The organism is Amycolatopsis speibonae, assembly GCF_042647925.1.
Classification (GTDB): Bacteria; Actinomycetota; Actinomycetes; order Mycobacteriales; family Pseudonocardiaceae; genus Amycolatopsis; species Amycolatopsis speibonae.
In genome coordinates, this window is record NZ_JBHRWK010000014.1 from 685,250 (window position 1) to 700,710 (window position 15,461).

Annotated in this window: 16 protein-coding genes; 13 read left to right on the forward strand and 3 right to left on the reverse strand. The window is 70.0% G+C overall.

From position 1 onward, the window contains the following. The first annotated feature begins 68 nt into the window (after nt 1–68). From sucC to ACFOSH_RS11430, 7 genes are all read left to right on the forward strand, one after another. The gene (sucC, locus tag ACFOSH_RS11400) at nt 69–1,238 is read left to right on the forward strand and encodes an ADP-forming succinate--CoA ligase subunit beta (RefSeq protein ID WP_005165132.1); all 1,170 of its coding nucleotides are present in this window, start codon (nt 69–71) and stop codon (nt 1,236–1,238) included. A gap of 1 nt (nt 1,239) precedes the next feature. Continuing rightward, entirely contained in the window at nt 1,240–2,127 is an 888-nt protein-coding gene (gene sucD / locus ACFOSH_RS11405; RefSeq protein ID WP_378238705.1) for a succinate--CoA ligase subunit alpha, read from the forward strand. A gap of 349 nt (nt 2,128–2,476) precedes the next feature. Further along, nucleotides 2,477–3,292, forward strand: coding sequence for a DUF5336 domain-containing protein (locus ACFOSH_RS11410; RefSeq protein ID WP_378238706.1), 816 nt, complete (start codon nt 2,477–2,479; stop codon nt 3,290–3,292). A 142-nt stretch (nt 3,293–3,434) separates the two neighbouring features. Beyond that, nucleotides 3,435–4,919, forward strand: a complete 1,485-nt coding sequence (locus ACFOSH_RS11415) for a cell division protein PerM (protein WP_378238707.1) — start codon at nt 3,435–3,437, stop codon at nt 4,917–4,919. A gap of 76 nt (nt 4,920–4,995) precedes the next feature. Beyond that, nucleotides 4,996–5,613, forward strand: a complete 618-nt coding sequence (gene purN, locus ACFOSH_RS11420; protein WP_378238708.1) for a phosphoribosylglycinamide formyltransferase — start codon at nt 4,996–4,998, stop codon at nt 5,611–5,613. After that, a complete protein-coding gene (gene purH, locus ACFOSH_RS11425; RefSeq protein WP_378238709.1) occupies nt 5,610–7,172 on the forward strand; it encodes a bifunctional phosphoribosylaminoimidazolecarboxamide formyltransferase/IMP cyclohydrolase in 1,563 nt (520 codons plus the stop codon). Before purN ends, purH begins: the two co-directional genes overlap by 4 nt. A gap of 240 nt (nt 7,173–7,412) precedes the next feature. Then, nucleotides 7,413–8,246 carry a hypothetical protein gene (locus tag ACFOSH_RS11430; RefSeq protein WP_378238710.1) on the forward strand — a complete coding sequence of 278 codons (834 nt, stop codon included), beginning with the start codon at nt 7,413–7,415 and terminating at the stop codon, nt 8,244–8,246. On the opposite strand, the gene ACFOSH_RS11435 is transcribed toward ACFOSH_RS11430, so the two are convergent. Next, nucleotides 8,243–8,956, reverse strand: coding sequence for an SRPBCC domain-containing protein (locus tag ACFOSH_RS11435; protein ID WP_378238711.1), 714 nt, complete (start codon nt 8,954–8,956; stop codon nt 8,243–8,245). The two genes, ACFOSH_RS11430 and ACFOSH_RS11435, sit on opposite strands and share 4 nt — an antisense overlap. A 181-nt stretch (nt 8,957–9,137) precedes the next feature. Between ACFOSH_RS11435 and ACFOSH_RS11440 the strand changes: the two genes are divergently transcribed. The 4 genes from ACFOSH_RS11440 (at nt 9,138) to ACFOSH_RS11455 (ending at nt 11,498) form a co-directional block, all read left to right on the forward strand. Next, nucleotides 9,138–9,635 (forward strand): pyridoxamine 5'-phosphate oxidase family protein, encoded by a 498-nt coding sequence (locus ACFOSH_RS11440; protein WP_378238712.1) that lies wholly within the window; start codon nt 9,138–9,140, stop codon nt 9,633–9,635. Between the two features lie 11 nt (nt 9,636–9,646). Further along, nucleotides 9,647–10,093 carry a VOC family protein gene (locus ACFOSH_RS11445; RefSeq protein WP_378238713.1) on the forward strand — a complete coding sequence of 149 codons (447 nt, stop codon included), beginning with the start codon at nt 9,647–9,649 and terminating at the stop codon, nt 10,091–10,093. A 58-nt stretch (nt 10,094–10,151) separates the two neighbouring features. Then, complete coding sequence (locus ACFOSH_RS11450; protein WP_378238714.1) at nt 10,152–10,283, forward strand: hypothetical protein; 132 nt, start codon at nt 10,152–10,154, stop codon at nt 10,281–10,283. Nucleotides 10,284–10,451: 168 nt separating this feature from the next. Continuing rightward, nucleotides 10,452–11,498 (forward strand): hypothetical protein, encoded by a 1,047-nt coding sequence (locus ACFOSH_RS11455; RefSeq protein ID WP_378238716.1) that lies wholly within the window; start codon nt 10,452–10,454, stop codon nt 11,496–11,498. A gap of 3 nt (nt 11,499–11,501) precedes the next feature. Here the strand turns inward: ACFOSH_RS11455 and ACFOSH_RS11460 are convergent, their stop codons facing one another. Together ACFOSH_RS11460 and ACFOSH_RS11465 are read right to left on the reverse strand one after the other, a co-directional pair. After that, nucleotides 11,502–12,092, reverse strand: a complete 591-nt coding sequence (locus ACFOSH_RS11460) for an HD domain-containing protein (protein ID WP_378238717.1) — start codon at nt 12,090–12,092, stop codon at nt 11,502–11,504. Nucleotides 12,093–12,119: 27 nt separating this feature from the next. Next, the gene (locus ACFOSH_RS11465; RefSeq protein WP_378238718.1) at nt 12,120–12,932 is read right to left on the reverse strand and encodes a hypothetical protein; all 813 of its coding nucleotides are present in this window, start codon (nt 12,930–12,932) and stop codon (nt 12,120–12,122) included. 228 nt (nt 12,933–13,160) lie between these two features. Here ACFOSH_RS11465 and ACFOSH_RS11470 point away from each other — a divergent pair, with 228 nt between their 5' ends. Continuing rightward, a complete protein-coding gene (locus ACFOSH_RS11470) occupies nt 13,161–13,844 on the forward strand; it encodes a hypothetical protein (protein WP_378238834.1) in 684 nt (227 codons plus the stop codon). Nucleotides 13,845–13,858: 14 nt separating this feature from the next. Beyond that, nucleotides 13,859–15,460 carry a DNA polymerase Y family protein gene (locus tag ACFOSH_RS11475; RefSeq protein WP_378238835.1) on the forward strand — a complete coding sequence of 534 codons (1,602 nt, stop codon included), beginning with the start codon at nt 13,859–13,861 and terminating at the stop codon, nt 15,458–15,460. Nucleotide 15,461: the final 1 nt, after the last annotated feature.

Sequence of the window (15,461 nt, forward strand, 5' to 3'; positions counted from 1 at the left end):
TCGACTGGTCCGACAGCGCGGTCCGGCAACGGACCACCACAGTGGCGTGTCGTCAGGAGACTGGAGTAGTGGACCTCTACGAATACCAGGCGAGGGATCTCTTCGCCGCCCACGGAGTACCGGTTCTGCCGGGTGCCGTGGCAAACACCCCCGAAGAAGCCAAGGCCACCGCCGAGAAGATCGGCAACCAGGTCGTCATCAAGGCCCAGGTCAAGACCGGCGGCCGTGGCAAGGCCGGCGGCGTCAAGCTGGCCCAGACGCCCGACGAGGCCGCGGAGAAGGCCGAGGCGATCCTCGGTCTGGACATCAAGGGCCACATCACGCGTCGCGTGCTGGTGGCCGAAGCCTCGGACATCGCCGAGGAGTACTACTTCTCCTTCCTGCTGGACCGTGCGAACCGCACCTTCCTCGCGATGGCTTCGGCCGAAGGCGGCGTGGAGATCGAGCAGCTGGCCGTCGAGCGCCCCGAAGCGCTCGCGAAGATCCCGGTCGACGCGATCATCGGTGTCGACAAGGCGAAGGCCGTCGAGATCCTGACCGCGGGCAAGTTCCCGGAGAACGTGGTCGACGAGGCCGCCGACGTCGTCGTGAAGCTCTGGGAGACCTTCGTCTCCGAGGACGCGACCCTGGTCGAGGTCAACCCGCTGGTCCGTGACCCGCAGGACAAGATCATCGCCCTCGACGGCAAGGTCACCCTCGACGAGAACGCCTCGTTCCGTCAGCCGGGCCACGAGGCCCTGGTCGACAAGGACGCGGAGAACCCGCTCGAGGCGAAGGCCAAGGCCAAGGACCTCAACTACGTCAAGCTCGACGGCGAGGTCGGCATCATCGGCAACGGCGCGGGTCTCGTGATGTCCACGCTGGACGTCGTGGCCTACGCGGGCGAGAAGCACGGCGGCGTCAAGCCCGCCAACTTCCTCGACATCGGCGGCGGCGCTTCGGCCGAGGTCATGGCGGCCGGTCTGGACGTCATCCTCAACGACACCGACGTGAAGAGCGTTTTCGTCAACGTCTTCGGTGGCATCACCGCTTGCGACGCGGTCGCGAACGGCATCGTCGAGGCGCTGAAGATCCTGGGTGACGAGGCCACCAAGCCGCTCGTCGTGCGGCTGGACGGCAACAACGTCGTCGAGGGTCGCCAGATCCTCGCCGACGCGAACCACCCGCTGGTCACCGTGGTGGACACAATGGACAACGCGGCCGACAAGGCCGCCGAGCTCGCCGCGGCAGGTGCGTGAGATGTCGATCTTCATCAACGAGAACAGCAAGGTCATCGTGCAGGGGCTCACCGGCTCCGAGGGCATGAAGCACGCGACCAAGATGCTGAAGTCCGGCACGAACATCGTGGGTGGCGTCAACGCCCGTAAGGCGGGCCAGACCGTCTCCGTCGAGGGCAAGGACCTCACCGTGTTCGGCACGGTCGAGGAGGCCATCAAGGAGACCGGCGCCGACGTTTCGGTCATCTTCGTGCCGCCGAAGTTCGCCAAGGACGCGGTCATCGAGGCGATCGACGCCGGGATCCCGCTCGCCGTGGTGATCACCGAGGGCATCCCGGTGCACGACTCGGCCTACTTCTGGGCGCACGCTGTCGCGACCGGCAACAAGACCCGCATCATCGGGCCGAACTGCCCCGGCGTGATCAGCCCCGGCAAGTCGAACGCGGGCATCATCCCGGCCGACATCACCGACGCCGGCCCGATCGGTCTCGTGTCGAAGTCCGGCACGCTGACCTACCAGATGATGTACGAGCTGCGTGACATCGGTTTCTCGACCGGTGTCGGCATCGGCGGCGACCCGATCATCGGGACCACGCACATCGACGCCCTCGAGGCGTTCGAGGCGGACCCCGAGACCAAGGTCATCGTGATGATCGGTGAGATCGGCGGCGACGCCGAAGAGCGGGCCGCGGCCTACATCAAGGACAACGTGACGAAGCCGGTCGTCGGCTACGTCGCGGGGTTCACCGCGCCCGAGGGCAAGACCATGGGCCACGCGGGCGCCATCGTCTCCGGCTCCTCCGGCACGGCCGCCGCCAAGAAGGAGGCCCTCGAGGCCGCCGGCGTCAAGGTCGGGAAGACCCCGAGCGAGACCGCCGTCCTGGCGCGTGAGCTGTACAACAGCCTCTGATCCTTCGGAGACTGAGCTTTTCCCGGCGGGCCGGGCACCACACCGGTGCCCGGCCCGCCGGCTTCCGGGGGCAGAGCGACTTTCGCCCCCTAATCGCGATCCGGCGGGCGGGGCGACTTTCGCGGGCTGATCGCGATCCGGCCGGTCGCGTCGCGTTTAGCGGGCTAAACGCGACGCGGGGCTTCGCGAGGGGTTCCATGGGGAACCTGATCGGGTGTACAGACGTCTCAGAGCCCGAGGCATGGGGTGCCCGCGTGTGCGCTAGCGTTCGAGCATCACAGCCGCCTCGTTTGTCCCGGGAGTCCCGCGCGCCCCCGGGGTGCCGGTCGAACGACAGGAGAGCATTCGGATGTCCTATCCCAGCGGTGGGCCCGGCTACCCCCAGCAGGGTGGCGGCCAGCAACCCCCTCAGTCCCACCCCGGCTCGGGAGCCTTTCCCCAGCAGCAGGCGCCGTCGCCGGCGGCCCCGCTGAACCTGGCGCTGCTGCTCGCGCTCGCCGTCACCGTTCTCGGCCTGGTGCAGTTCTTCATCGGCTTCTCCGACGAGGCCGACGCCGCCGGGCAGGTCTCGGTCTTCCTCCTGGTCAGCGCTCTGCTCGCGGCATTGCACGCGCTGCCGCGCGGCCCGAAGACGCTGCCGTTCGCGGCGCTGTTCAGCGTCCTCGGCGCTTTCGGCGCACTGGACCTGATCATCGGCTACGGAAGCGGTCGTTCGGAGGTCTCGGTCCCCGGCATCCTCACCGTGGTGCTGATCCTCGGCATCCTGCAGATGCTGGTCGCGGTCGCGGCACTGCTGTTCGAGCACGACGTCATCAAGCTGCCCGCCGCGAAGCCGCAGCAGCAGGCACCGCAGGCCCCTTACAGTCAGCAGTTCCCGCAGCAGGGCCCGCAGGGTCCGTTCGGCCAGCAGGGTCAGCAAGGCCCGGCCGCCACCCAGGTCCAGCCGTTCCCCGGCGCGGGCCAGCAGGGGCAGCCGCAGGGTGAGCCGTCCGCCCCGTTCGCGCAGCCGGGCGGGTTCCAGCCGCCGGTCACGCAGCCGCCGGGCCAGCAGGCCACGACGTACGCGCCGCAGCAGGGCCAGTTCTTCCAGCAGCCGCCGTCGTCCTCGCCGGAGCAGGGCCAGAACCCGGGTACCCCGCCGGGCGGTTTCGGCCAGCAGAGCTGATCTTCCGAACGTAGAACACCCGCTGTGACTCTCCGTGTCACAGCGGGTGTTTTTGTTTTCCGGGTTACCCGACCGGGTGGGTTGGGCCACGTGGGCCGTCCGGCGGCGGCGTGCCTCACCCGGACGGACCAGCCCGGATGTCATGGTGCGGATCATGAAGCTGCTCACCCGCGACGAACGCCCGCCGGGCGAAGAGCCGGTGAGCGACCTCGTCCCCGAGCCGGAGGTGTCCAGGGCGAAGCGGGTTCGTGTGTTGCTCGCGGCGGCCTGCGCGCCCCTGCTCTTCTCCTATACCGCCGTCGCGCTCGTGCTCGCGGTGGTCGCGTTCGCCGCCGACCGCACCCGGTTCTCCGCCACCGGAACCCTGCTCGCCGCCGGGCCGGGTTGGCTCGCCTCCTGGCAGGTGGAACTCGAACTCGGCGGTCATCCGCTCGGTGTGCTGCCGCTGCTGCCGACGCTCGTCGTCGCGTGGCTCGTGGCGAGGGCGGCCGCGCGGGCCGCCCGCCGGCTCGGTGGCGGGACTCCGGCCGACGCCATCCCGGTGGTGACGGTGACAGCCGGGGCGCACGCGCTGTTCGGCGTGCTCATCGCCCTGATGACCGGCGGATCGCCCATCGCGGTGAGCTCGCTGACGGCCTTCTGCGTACCGGGACTCCTCGCCGGACTCGCCGCCATCGCGGGCACCGCCAAGGTCTGCGGACTGCCCACCGTGGTGCGCGACCGGTTCGACCCGGTGGCCGTCCACGGCCTGCGGGCGGGGGCGCTCGGCCTCGCCGGGATGCTCGCCTGTGGCGCGGTGGTGTTCACCGCGGCCACCGCGCTTTCGTGGTCCACTGTGGACAGTTTGTTCGAGCCCGGCTTCGGCACGAGCTTCGGCATGTTCGTGCTCTCCGTGGCCTACCTGCCGAACGCGGTCGTCGCCGCGCTGTCCTTCATCACGGGCCCGGGCTTCTCGGTCGGTTCGCTGACCGTCGGCATGTTCGGCTACCAGGAAGGACGGCTGCCGGGGGTACCGGTGCTGGCGGGGATCCCGTCGCACCACGCCGTGTGGTGGCCGGTGCTGCTGCTCCTGCCGGCGCTGGTCGGTGTGCTGGTGGGCTGGCGGATCCGCACGATCGACGAGGATCCGATGCCGCGGATCCGGGCGGTCGCCGTCGCGGGCGCGCTCGTCGCGTTCGGCTGCGTCATCCTCGGGACCCTCTCCGGCGGCAGGCTCGGCGACGGGCCGCTCGACCCGGTCAGCGTGCCGGTCGGGGTCGCGTCGGTGATCGCCTTCTGCTGGATCGTCATCCCCGGCGGGTTCGTCGCGTTCTTCGCCGGAGCGCACGAGCCTCCCGAACCGCCGGGTGACCCCGACGCCGAAGTCGTCACGGAAGACGTCGCGGAAGCCGAAGACACCGTCGAGCCCGAAGAGGACGAAGCGGCGGAGACGGCGGATGAGCCCGAGGCCGGTCTTGACGAGGAATTCGACGACGAGGCCGAGGCGGAACTCGCCCTCGAACTGGGTGAGGAACTCGACGAGACCTCGGCGGAAGCAGAGCCGGAACCCGAGCCCGAGCAGGACGCCGCTGTGACCGAGTCCACCGACGGGTCCGGCGACGAAAGCGCGCCCGGCGGCGACCGTTAGGGTTGTCGCGACCAGGTGAAGCGCCGTACGCCCGAGTGCGTACCGCCGTGGCAAGGAGCCCGTTCTGGCTAGTCGGTTGGACCTGCCCACTCCGGTGAAGCTCGTCGTCCTCGCGTCCGGTTCCGGCACGCTGTTGCAAGCCGTGCTCGACGCCGTCGAAAAGCCGAACTTCCCGGCGAAAGTGGTCGCCGTCGGCGCGGACCGCACCGGGATCGAAGCGCTCACGCGGGCCGAACGCGCCGACGTGCCGTCGTTCACCGTGCGGATGGCCGACCACCCGGATCGCGCGGCGTGGGACAAGGCGATCACCGAAGCCGTCGCCGCCTACCGGCCGGACCTGGTCGTCTCGGCGGGGTTCATGAAGATCCTCGGCGCCGAATTCCTCGCGCGGTTCCCCGGCCGCGTGATCAACACGCATCCGGCGTTGCTGCCGTCGTTCCCCGGCGCGCACGCCGTGGCCGACGCGCTGGCGATGGCGGTCAAGGTCACCGGGTCGACGGTCCATTTCGTCGACGCCGGAGTCGACACCGGGCCGATCATCGCGCAGGAGCCGGTGATCGTGGAGTCCGACGACGACGAACACGTCCTGCACGAGCGGATCAAGGCCGTGGAACGCAGGCTCCTGGTGGAAACGATCGAAAGACTCGGCCGGAGCGGGTGCGCGGTCGAGGGACGAAAGGTGAGGTTTTCGTGACTACCGCACAGGGACAGCGTCCCGTCCGGCGCGCGCTGATCGGCGTCTCCGACAAGGCCGGTCTGCTCGAACTCGCCACCGGGCTGCACGCGGCGGGTGTCGAGATCGTGTCGACCGGTGGCACGGCGAAGGTCATCGCGAACGCCGGGGTGCCGGTGACGCCGGTCGAAGAGGTCACCGGGTTCCCCGAGTCCCTCGACGGCCGGGTCAAGACGCTGCACCCGCGGGTGCACGCGGGCCTGCTCGCCGACCGTGACCGCCCGGAGCACGTCGAGCAGCTCAAGCAGCTGGACATCGCGCCGTTCGACCTGCTCGTGGTCAACCTGTACCCGTTCACGCAGACCGTCGCCTCGGGCGCGAGCCCGGAGGACTGTGTCGAGAACATCGACATCGGCGGTCCGGCGATGGTGCGTGCCGCGGCGAAGAACCACAACAGCGTCGCCGTCGTGGTCGACCCCTCCCGCTACGGATGGGTGCTGGAGCGCGTCGCCGCCGGCGGTTTCGAGCTGGCCGACCGCAAGCGGCTCGCCGCGCAGGCCTACGCGCACACGGCGGCGTACGACACCGCCGTCGCCGCGTGGTTCGCCAACGTCTACGCGCCCGCGGACGACTCGGGCTTCCCGGACTTCACCGGCGCTTCGTGGGAGCGCGGCGACGTGCTGCGCTACGGCGAGAACCCGCACCAGAAGGCCGCGCTGTACAAGCACTGGCGGCCGGGCCTCGCGCACGCGGAACAACTGCACGGCAAGGCCATGTCGTACAACAACTACGTCGACACCGACGCCGCGCGTCGCGCCGCCTACGACTTCGACGCCCCGGCCGTCGCGATCATCAAGCACGCCAACCCGTGCGGGATCGCGGTCGGCGAGGACATCGCCGAGGCGCACCGGAAGGCGCACGCGTGCGACCCGGTTTCGGCCTACGGCGGGGTGATCGCGACCAACCGGCCGGTGAGCCGCGAGGCCGCCGAGCAGATCTCCGAGGTGTTCACCGAGGTCGTCCTGGCGCCGGACTTCGACGCCGAGGCGCTGGAGATCCTGCAGCGCAAGAAGAACGTGCGGCTGCTGAAGCTGCCCGCGATCACGTCGCCGGATCCGATCGAGTTCCGGCCGATCTCCGGCGGCATGCTGGTGCAGACCGTCGACACGATCGCCGCCGAGGGCGACGACCCGGCGAACTGGACACTGGCGACCGGCGCGGCCGCCGACGAGCGGACGCTGGCCGATCTCCAGTTCGCGTGGCGTTCGCTGCGTGCGGTGAAGTCGAACGCGATCCTGCTGGCGAACGACGGTGCGACCGTCGGCGTCGGCATGGGCCAGGTCAACCGGGTCGACTCCTCGCGGCTCGCGGTCTCGCGGGCGGGCGACCGGGCGAAGGGCTCCGTCGCCGCTTCGGACGCCTTCTTCCCGTTCCCGGACGGGCTCGAGGTCCTGCTGGAGGCCGGTGTCCGCGCCGTCGTCCAGCCGGGTGGGTCGATCCGCGACGCCGAGGTCATCGCCGCCGCCGAGGCCGCCGGGGTCACCCTGTACCTGACCGGCACGCGCCACTTCGCGCACTAGCCCGGACCTGCGTTTAGCCCCCTAATCGCGATCCGGTGGCGGACCTGCGTTTCGCCCCCTAATCGCGATCCGGGGGTACCTGCGGGCCGGACTGTGGGCGTTCCCGGTGCCCGGCTCCGGTCGCCGTGCCATGCTGGCGGCGGATCGCGTTTAGGGGGCTAAACGCGACGCGGTCGCCGACGTGCGTTTAGCCCCCTAATCGCGACGCGCGAGCGTCCGTGAGGATCGGTAGGAGGATCGGTGCACCAGCCGCCGCAGGGGTACGGCCAGGGACCGGGTCACGGCCCGCCACCTGGGCCGGGAGGCCAGCCCGGTTACGGGCAGCAGCCGGGTTACGGACAGCCTCAGCAAGGCGGACCCGGTTACGGACCGCCTCAGGCTGGTGGGCCCGGTTACGGGCCGCCGCCGGGATACGGACAGCAACCTGGGTACGGTCCGCCTCCTGGCTACGGGCAGCCGCCCAAGAAGAAAAAGACCGGGCTGATCGTCGGTCTGATCGTGGGTGGCGTGGTGCTGCTCGGGCTGGGCATCCCCGGCGGCATCTTCGCGTCGGAGTACTACTCGTCGGTCGGCAAGGCGCCGGTCTCCCAGCAGCCGCCCAACGAGTGCAAGGTCGCCCCGGAGGTCCTGAACAAGACGCTCATGACCAGCTTCCAGGGCTCCCGCGAGAACGAGATCAAGGCGCTGGACATCGTCACCAAGCAGTACGGCTGCTCCTGGCTGGCGCCCGACGGTGACAACGTCCACGACCGTTCCCTCCAAGTCATGGTCTATCGCCACGAGGGACCGGACGCCGAGAAGCGCGCGGCGGAGTCGTCCGTCGGGTCGGCCGCGCCGTCCGAGCGCCAGCAGCAGGTGCAGGGCATCGGGCAGAAGGCGGTTCTCGTCTCCCTCGACACCGACAGCGCCTTCAGCGGTGCCGAACTGCGCTTCACCCAGGGCGTGTACGTCGCCATCGTCACCTACAAGGGCTGGGACAAGGGGTTCTTCGCGAACTCGCCGATCCCGCCGGCGGAGTCCGCCGAAGCGGCGAAGTCCGTCGGTGCCGAGATCGCGAAGAGCCTGCCCCGCTAGGCGTAGAGGCCGTTCAGCCAGGCCGTCCACGCCTTCTCGGCCTTGGCCGCGTCAGCGTCTTCGGCGAACAGGTGGTGTCCGATGCCGACAGGCCGGCCCCAGACGTTCCGGCCGTAGAAGCGGTACAGCGCGTCTTCGGTCCGGATGCCGATGAAGATCGACGTCAGGTAGTCGACGACGCCTTCGACAGTGCCGACGCCCGGTACTTCGAAGCGCACTTGGTCGCCCGCGACCGTCGCGCCGATCGCCGTCCGTACGACCTCGAACGCCTCCGGAGCCGTCGATGCTTCGGGCGCGTCGGTCTTGAAGTACTTCACCTCGCGCCGGTTGAAGTGCGTCAGGTACTCGCCCAGTGAGTGGTAGTAGAACGCCGTGTGCCGCTTGCACGCGTCGTACTCGACGTCGAAATCGTCGAGGACCGTGGTGTGCTCGTAGCGCAGGTACGTGCCGCTGTCCTTTGGTTCGAGGACGTACTCGAGCGTGTTGAACCAGCCGTTCTCGTCTTCCGCGTAGGTGACGAAGCGCTGTGACGGCTTCCAGACGGTCACCATGCCGCCGTTGGGGGTGAGGCCGGACTCGGCGCCGCCGTCGCGCGGCTCGTACCGGATCGGCCAGAGCCAGCCGCCGCTGCCCGTGGTGATCGCGGCCCAGGTGTCGGCGGGTGTGGTGGGCAGGAAGCCCTCGAAGCGGACCTCGGATTCCTTAGCCATGATGCTCCCTCTCTCGTGTGCCTTCACAAGGGCGACGCCTGGCCAGGGCCCGTTTCGACAAACGGATCGCGTTCAGCCCGCTCAAGGTGAAGTGATGCGGGTCACATTCTGGGGTGTCGAAGTGCGGGGGACAGCGGCGTCCCTGGGGTGTCCGCGAAGGCAGCGACCCAAGGAGACCGACATGCAGCAGAGCACGATCGACGAGATCCTGAACCGCCCGTTCAGCCAGGAGCTCCTGGCCCGCGACCTGGCCCGGCTGGCCTACACCGCGCTCGACGGCACGCCGCGGTCGATCCCGATCGGCATCCACTGGAACGGCAGGGAAATCGTCATGTGCACCGCGACGAACGCGCCGAAGCTGGCGTCGTTGCGCCGCAACCCCGCCGTCGCCCTGACCATCGACACCGAATCGCACCCGCCGAAGATCCTGCTCCTCCGCGGCACCGCCGAGCTGGACTACGTCGACGGCATCCCCGACGAGTACCTGCAGTGGAACGGCACCTACGAGATGGCGCCCGAGCAGCGGATCGAGTGGGAAAAGAACGTACGGTCGCTCTACGACGGCATGGTCCGCATCGTGGTGACCCCGACCTGGGTCAAACTCATCGACTTCGAGACCACCCTGCCCACCGCCGTCGAAGAGCTCTTGCGCCGGCAGGCCGAGCGCCAGAGCGCCTGAAAGGAACTGTCATGACACTCAAGAAGCTCGAACACGTCGGTGTCGTCGTCCACGATCTCGAAGCGGCCAAGGCGTTCTTCATCGAACTCGGCCTCGTGCTGGAGGGTGAGGCGTCGCTCAAGGGCGACACGGTCGATCGCCTCACCGGGCTCGACGAGGTCCGGACCGACATCGCCATGCTGCGGACGCCGGACGGCCACGGCAAGCTGGAGCTGATCAAGTACCGGGCCCCGAGCCGGGACGGTCATTCCCGCGTGCCGATGAACACGCCCGGCATCCGCCACTTCGTGTTCTCGGTGGAGGGCATCGAGGAGGTCCTGGAACGCCTGCGGTCGCACGGCGCCGAACTCGTCGGCGAACTGGTGCAGTACGAGGACAGCTACCGGCTCTGCTATGTCCGCGGTCCGGAAGGGATCACCATCGAGCTGGCCGAGGAGCTCGTACGCCGGGAAGCGTAGACGAGAAGCCGCGTCTCGACGGATTCCCGCGAAGCCTTGTCCTGCCAGCATTTCCGGCATGACGTTGACAGGAATCCTGGCCGCCGCGCTGATCGTCACCGGTGCGCCCGTCCTCGCCACGGACGACGTCCGTGTCCACACCGGAGTGATCGACGGCGCTCGGTACCGGGTCGAGGTGCCGTCGAACTAGAACGGCGAGCTCCTGCTGTACAACCACGGGATCTACCCGCCGGGCTACGTTCCCGAAGAGATCGAACTCGCCAACCGGCGGGAGGCGAAACCCGTCCTCCTCGGCGAGGGGTACGCGCTGGCCGCCTCGCTCTACAGCAAGCCGAGCGGCTTCTCGTCCGGCGAAGCCGTGCACGACCAGACAGCGCTGCTGTCCTGGTTCGACCGCGACGTCGGCCGCCCGGCACAGGTACTCACCTGGGGAGCTTCCGGCGGCGGTCTCAACGCGGTCCTGCTGTCCGAACGGCTCCCGCATCGGATCGACGGCGCGCTGGCGCTGTGCGGGCCCGTCGCGGGAGGCTCCGCGTTGTTCGGTCAGGCGCTGGACCTGGGGTTCGCGGTCCGGACACTGCTGGCGCCCGAATTGGAGGTCGTCCGTGTCACCGACCCGACGGCGAACCTCGCGAAAGCCCATCAGGTGATCGCGAAGGCACTGGAATCACCCGACGGACGGGCGCGGCTCGCCCTCGCCAACGCGTTCGCCGACGTCCCCGGCTGGTCGACGGCGCACCACCCTCGCCCCACCGACGTCGCCGAGCAGATCGGTCAGCAGGCGAAGTTCGTGCAGGCGGTCTACGACCAGCTTTCCTGGGGCACCCACCGGGCCGATCTGGAGACGCGGGCCGGGGGGAACCCGACCGGGAACACCGGAGTGGACTACCGCGGCTTGCTCGCCCGGTCGAGTGAACGTGACCTCGTGAAACAGGCTTACCGTGACGCGGGCCTGGACCTCGGCGCCGATCTCGCCAAGCTCGCGGCCGCGCCCCGCGTCGCGGCCGACACCGCCGCCGCCCGCTGGCTCGCCCGCACCGGGACGCCGACCGGACGCGGCCACCAGCCCGTCGTCACACTGCACCCGATCGGTGACGGCGTCGCTCCCGAACACGAGCGGACCTATGGCGACCGCGTCGATCCCGACCGGATCCGGCAGCTGTACGTGAACCGGGGCGGGCACTGCCAGCACACCGCCGCGGAGGAACTGACGGCGTTGCGCGTACTGCGGGATCGCGTCGAAACCGGCCGCTGGCCGTCGACGTCGCCGGAGCGGCTGAACGCCGAGGCGAACAGGTTCGGCCCGGAGTACCACTTCCTTTACGACTGGCTGCACGATGAGCCGGGCACCACCGCGCCCGCTTTCCGGCGGTATCACCCGGCCCCGTTGCCGCGCGTGGCTTGACCCTCAGCCGTCGACGGGGTGGCTCGCCTGGAAGGCCAGCCTCCCGTCGGCGGTCGCCGCGATCCGGTCGAGCATGTCGTCCAGCGCCAGGAAGACCTCCCACGACGGCTGTCCACTCACGACGGTCAACCGGTCGACCAGCAGCTGTTCGAGATCGGTGACCCGCTTCGCCTTCCAGACCTTGTCCGCGACGCTCACGAGCAGATCTTCGACGCCGACGTCCGCGTTCCAAGCGGCGTGTGTCCGCGCGAACCGGGCCCGGTCCGCGTCGATTCCCCGGGAGACAAGGAGCTCGTAGCCGGCCTGCTCATGCGCGGAACCGGGTCCGGACAACTCTTCGCGGTGGATCGTCTTGCCGATGTCGTGGACGGCCGCGCCGAACAGGGTCGCTTCGCGATCGAACGCCACGTCCGGGTGCTGTTTCTCCAGCCAGTCGGCCAGCGAGCAGGCCACGTCGTGGACCGCGCGCAGGTGCGCGGCCAGGCGCGGGGGAGCGGACAGTTCCTCCAGCAGCGCGCTCACATCGTCGGGCAGAGGGCGCAGCGGCGGCTCGCCGGTGCCGGTCAGGGCTCGGCGCAGGGATGACGAGGGCATGGTATCCAGAATGACAGAAACCGAGGCTCATTCCCCGTGGTACTGCAGGCCGGTGCGCTTGAGGACGACCCAGCGCTCACCGGGCCGGTCCGCGACGACCGGATACCACCGCGGAGCGACCGCGGCGGTCAGTTCGTCACCCCGGTCGATGAGCGCCGCCACCGCGGATTCGCCCACCACGATGAGCGCGGACCAGTCGACGTGCGCCAGCAGGTTGTCCTCGGTGACCCCGAACCGGTCCTCCAGGAGGGTGACCAGATCGTGCCCGGTGTCCGGGCCGGAGTGGACTTCTTCGACGTCGGGCACCTCTTCTTCTTCGACCTCGTCGTCGTCTTCTTCCTCATCTTCCTCGTCGTCTTCGCGTTCTTCGGACCACACGTGGTGGTCGAGCCGCGAGATGCTGTTGCTCAGGTCGAAGGCCTGCTCGTCGGTCATGAACAGGGTCACGGTGTGGCCGTCGGTCAACGTGAACGTCAGTTCCGCCTCCGGCGTGCCGCTGGTGCCGGGTTCCGCTTCGACCATGCCGGCGACGGTCCCGGCCAGCGCCGAAGCCGCGGGGCTCGTGCCCCAGTCCAGCGACGGCAGGTTCGCGGCCATCTCCAGGACGCAGGTCGCGGCGGTCCAGAACGCTTCCTTGTCCCGGAAGTCCTTGCGGCTGCTGGTCAGGGTCCGGCCGCCGCCCAGTGGCTCGGTGCGGGCGTCCACCTGGCCCCGGCCGGTCCCGTTCTCCCAGATCGCGGTGACCGTGACCCGGTTGGTCAAGCGTTTGCGGTAGTTCTCGATATGGCCTTCCCTGGCGAGTTCCCAGCCGTTCACCGTCTCGGGCCAAGCGTCGTCCACTGCGGGTTTCCTTTCCGGTGCTGTGATTCCCGGCCTCGGACGTGACAGGTCCGGTGATCGTTCCCGTTTCGCTTGACAACCGCCGCGCGGACCGGTCTACTGGAGTCATCGAACAAACGTTCGAAGTGCCGCCTTCCCCGTGGCACGCCATTTCCGTCCACAAAGGACGGTTTAGGTGTCGTGGGGAGGCGAGGTCCGTTGACAGCGGAGGTGGTCGAGGCACGGACCTTGCCGTTGGCGAGGCTGGCGGCTTTGCCAGGAGTGAGCACGGCCAGTGGTGTGGCTTCCGCGGCCGAACACGCGAGGACGACGGGAAGGGTGCTCCCGGTGTCCCCGGCGTTGTCCGGTCTGCTGCCCGCCGCGGGGCTCCGGCGCGGGAGCACCGTTTCGGTGCTGGGGTCCACGTCACTGATGCTCACCCTGCTGGCCGCCGCGACCGCCGGCGGCGCGTGGGCGGTCGCGGTCGGCCTGCCCGCGCTCGGGGTGGTCGCCGCCGCGGAACTCGGGGTCGAGGTGGGCAGGCTCGCGCTGGTCCCCCGTCCCGGTGCCGAGTTCCCGGCGGTGACCGCGGCCCTGCTCGACGGCTTCGATCTCGTGGTCGTCGGTCCGGGGCTCGCCCGGCCCGATGTGGCGAGACGGCTGTCCGCGCGCGCTCGCAACCGTGGTTCGGTCCTGCTGTCGCTGGGTTCCTGGCCCGGCGCGGAGGTCGAGCTGAGCTGCCGTCGCTCGCGCTGGACGGGCTTCACCGGCGACGGTGCGGGCTATCTGCGCGCTCGTGAGGTGGAGGTCCAGGCGGGTGGCCGGGGTGCGGCCGCCCGGCCGCTGTCGGCGTTGCTGCGGTTCCCCGGTGAAGGTGAGGTCGAGCGGGCGGGCTTCCCCGAGGTGACCTCGGCGAGGTGGGGGACGGCGTGAACCTGCCTGTACGCATGCTGGTGCTGTGGTGCCCGGACTGGCCCGCGGTCGCCGCCGCGGCCGTCGCGGGTGAGCCCGTCGGCCGTCCTGCCGCGGTCTTCTCGGCGAACCGCGTGGTCGCCTGCACCGCGGTGGCCAGAGGATATGGCGTCCGCCGCGGGATGCGGCGGCGCGAAGCCCAGTCCTGCTGCCCGGAGCTGGCGGTCTTCGGCGAGGACGACGGACGTGACGCGCGGCTCTTCGAGTCCGTCGCGCGGGCGGTGGAGGAGCTGGCCGTCGGGGTCGAGGTGGTGCGCCCGGGGATCGTCGCCGTCCCGGTCGAGGGCGCGGCCGGGTACTTCGGCGGTGAGCACGGTCTCCTCGAAAGGCTGGTGGACGAGGTTTCCGTGGCGGCGGGAGTGGAATGCCAGGTCGGCGTCGCCGACGGCTTGTTCGCGGCGACGCTCGCCGCCCGTCGCTCGACGCTGGTCGAAGCCGAGGGGACGGCGGAATTCCTGGCCCCGCTGCCCATCCGCGAACTCGATCAGCCCGAAGCCGGCCGGACCGAGCTGGTCACCTTGCTCAAGCAGCTCGGTCTTCGCACGCTGGGCGCCTTCGCGGCGCTCGACGAAAGCGACGTCTCCGCGCGCTTCGGAATGGAGGGTGTGCTCGCGCACCGGCTGGCACGAGGGCGGTCCGAACGTCCGCCGTCGCGCCGCCGCCCGCCACCGGAACTCTCGCTCGCGAAGGCGTTCGACCCGCCGATCGACAGGGTCGACGCCGCCGCGTTCGTGGCGAAGGGGCTCGGCGAACGCTTCCACGCGGGGCTCGCCGCGCAGGGGCTGGCCTGCACTCGCCTCGGTATCTACGCCACCACCGAGACCGGTGAACAACTCGGCCGGGTGTGGCGCTGCGCCGAACCGCTGACCCCGCTCGGTGTCGCGGACAGGGTGCGCTGGCAGTTCGAAGGCTGGCTGAAGGTCCGGGACACCTCGGCGCGGCCCCGATCCGGCGTCGTCCGGCTGCGACTGGAGCCGGAGGAGACCGTCGAAGGCCGGTCGCTGCAGCTCGGGTTGTGGCAGGCGGGCGCGACAGGCGTGCTGCGTCCGTCCACAGAGGACGAAGGTCTGGCCGGTGAGCGCGCGGGCCGCGCCCTGGTGCGGGTGCAGGGGCTGCTCGGGCCGGAGAGCGTCTTCACCGCGGTGCTCGACGGCGGCCGCGGCCCCGGCGAGCGGGTCCGGCTGGTGCCGTGGGGCGACAGGCGGGAGAAGTCGGCGCAGGCGGACGCGAACTGGGCCGGGAGGCTCCCGTCACCCTCCCCGGCGACGGTGTTCACCCGGCCGGTGCCCGCACAGGTGCTGGACGAGAACGGGCACGTCGTGGAGATCACCGCGCGGCGCCGGGTCACCGCCGCGCCGTTCCTCGTGAGCTTCGAGGGCGGTGAGCCGCGCGAGGTCCTCGCCTGGGCCGGGCCGTGGCTGGTCGGCGTCCGGGCCGGGGCCGGTCACGCGCGGTCGGGGACCCGGATCCGGGTGCAGGTGCTGCTGGCCGGCGGGCAAGACGTCGAGGAGGCGGTGCTGCTCCGCTTCGAGCACCACAAGAATCCGATGTGGACACTGGAAGGGAAGTACGACTGAA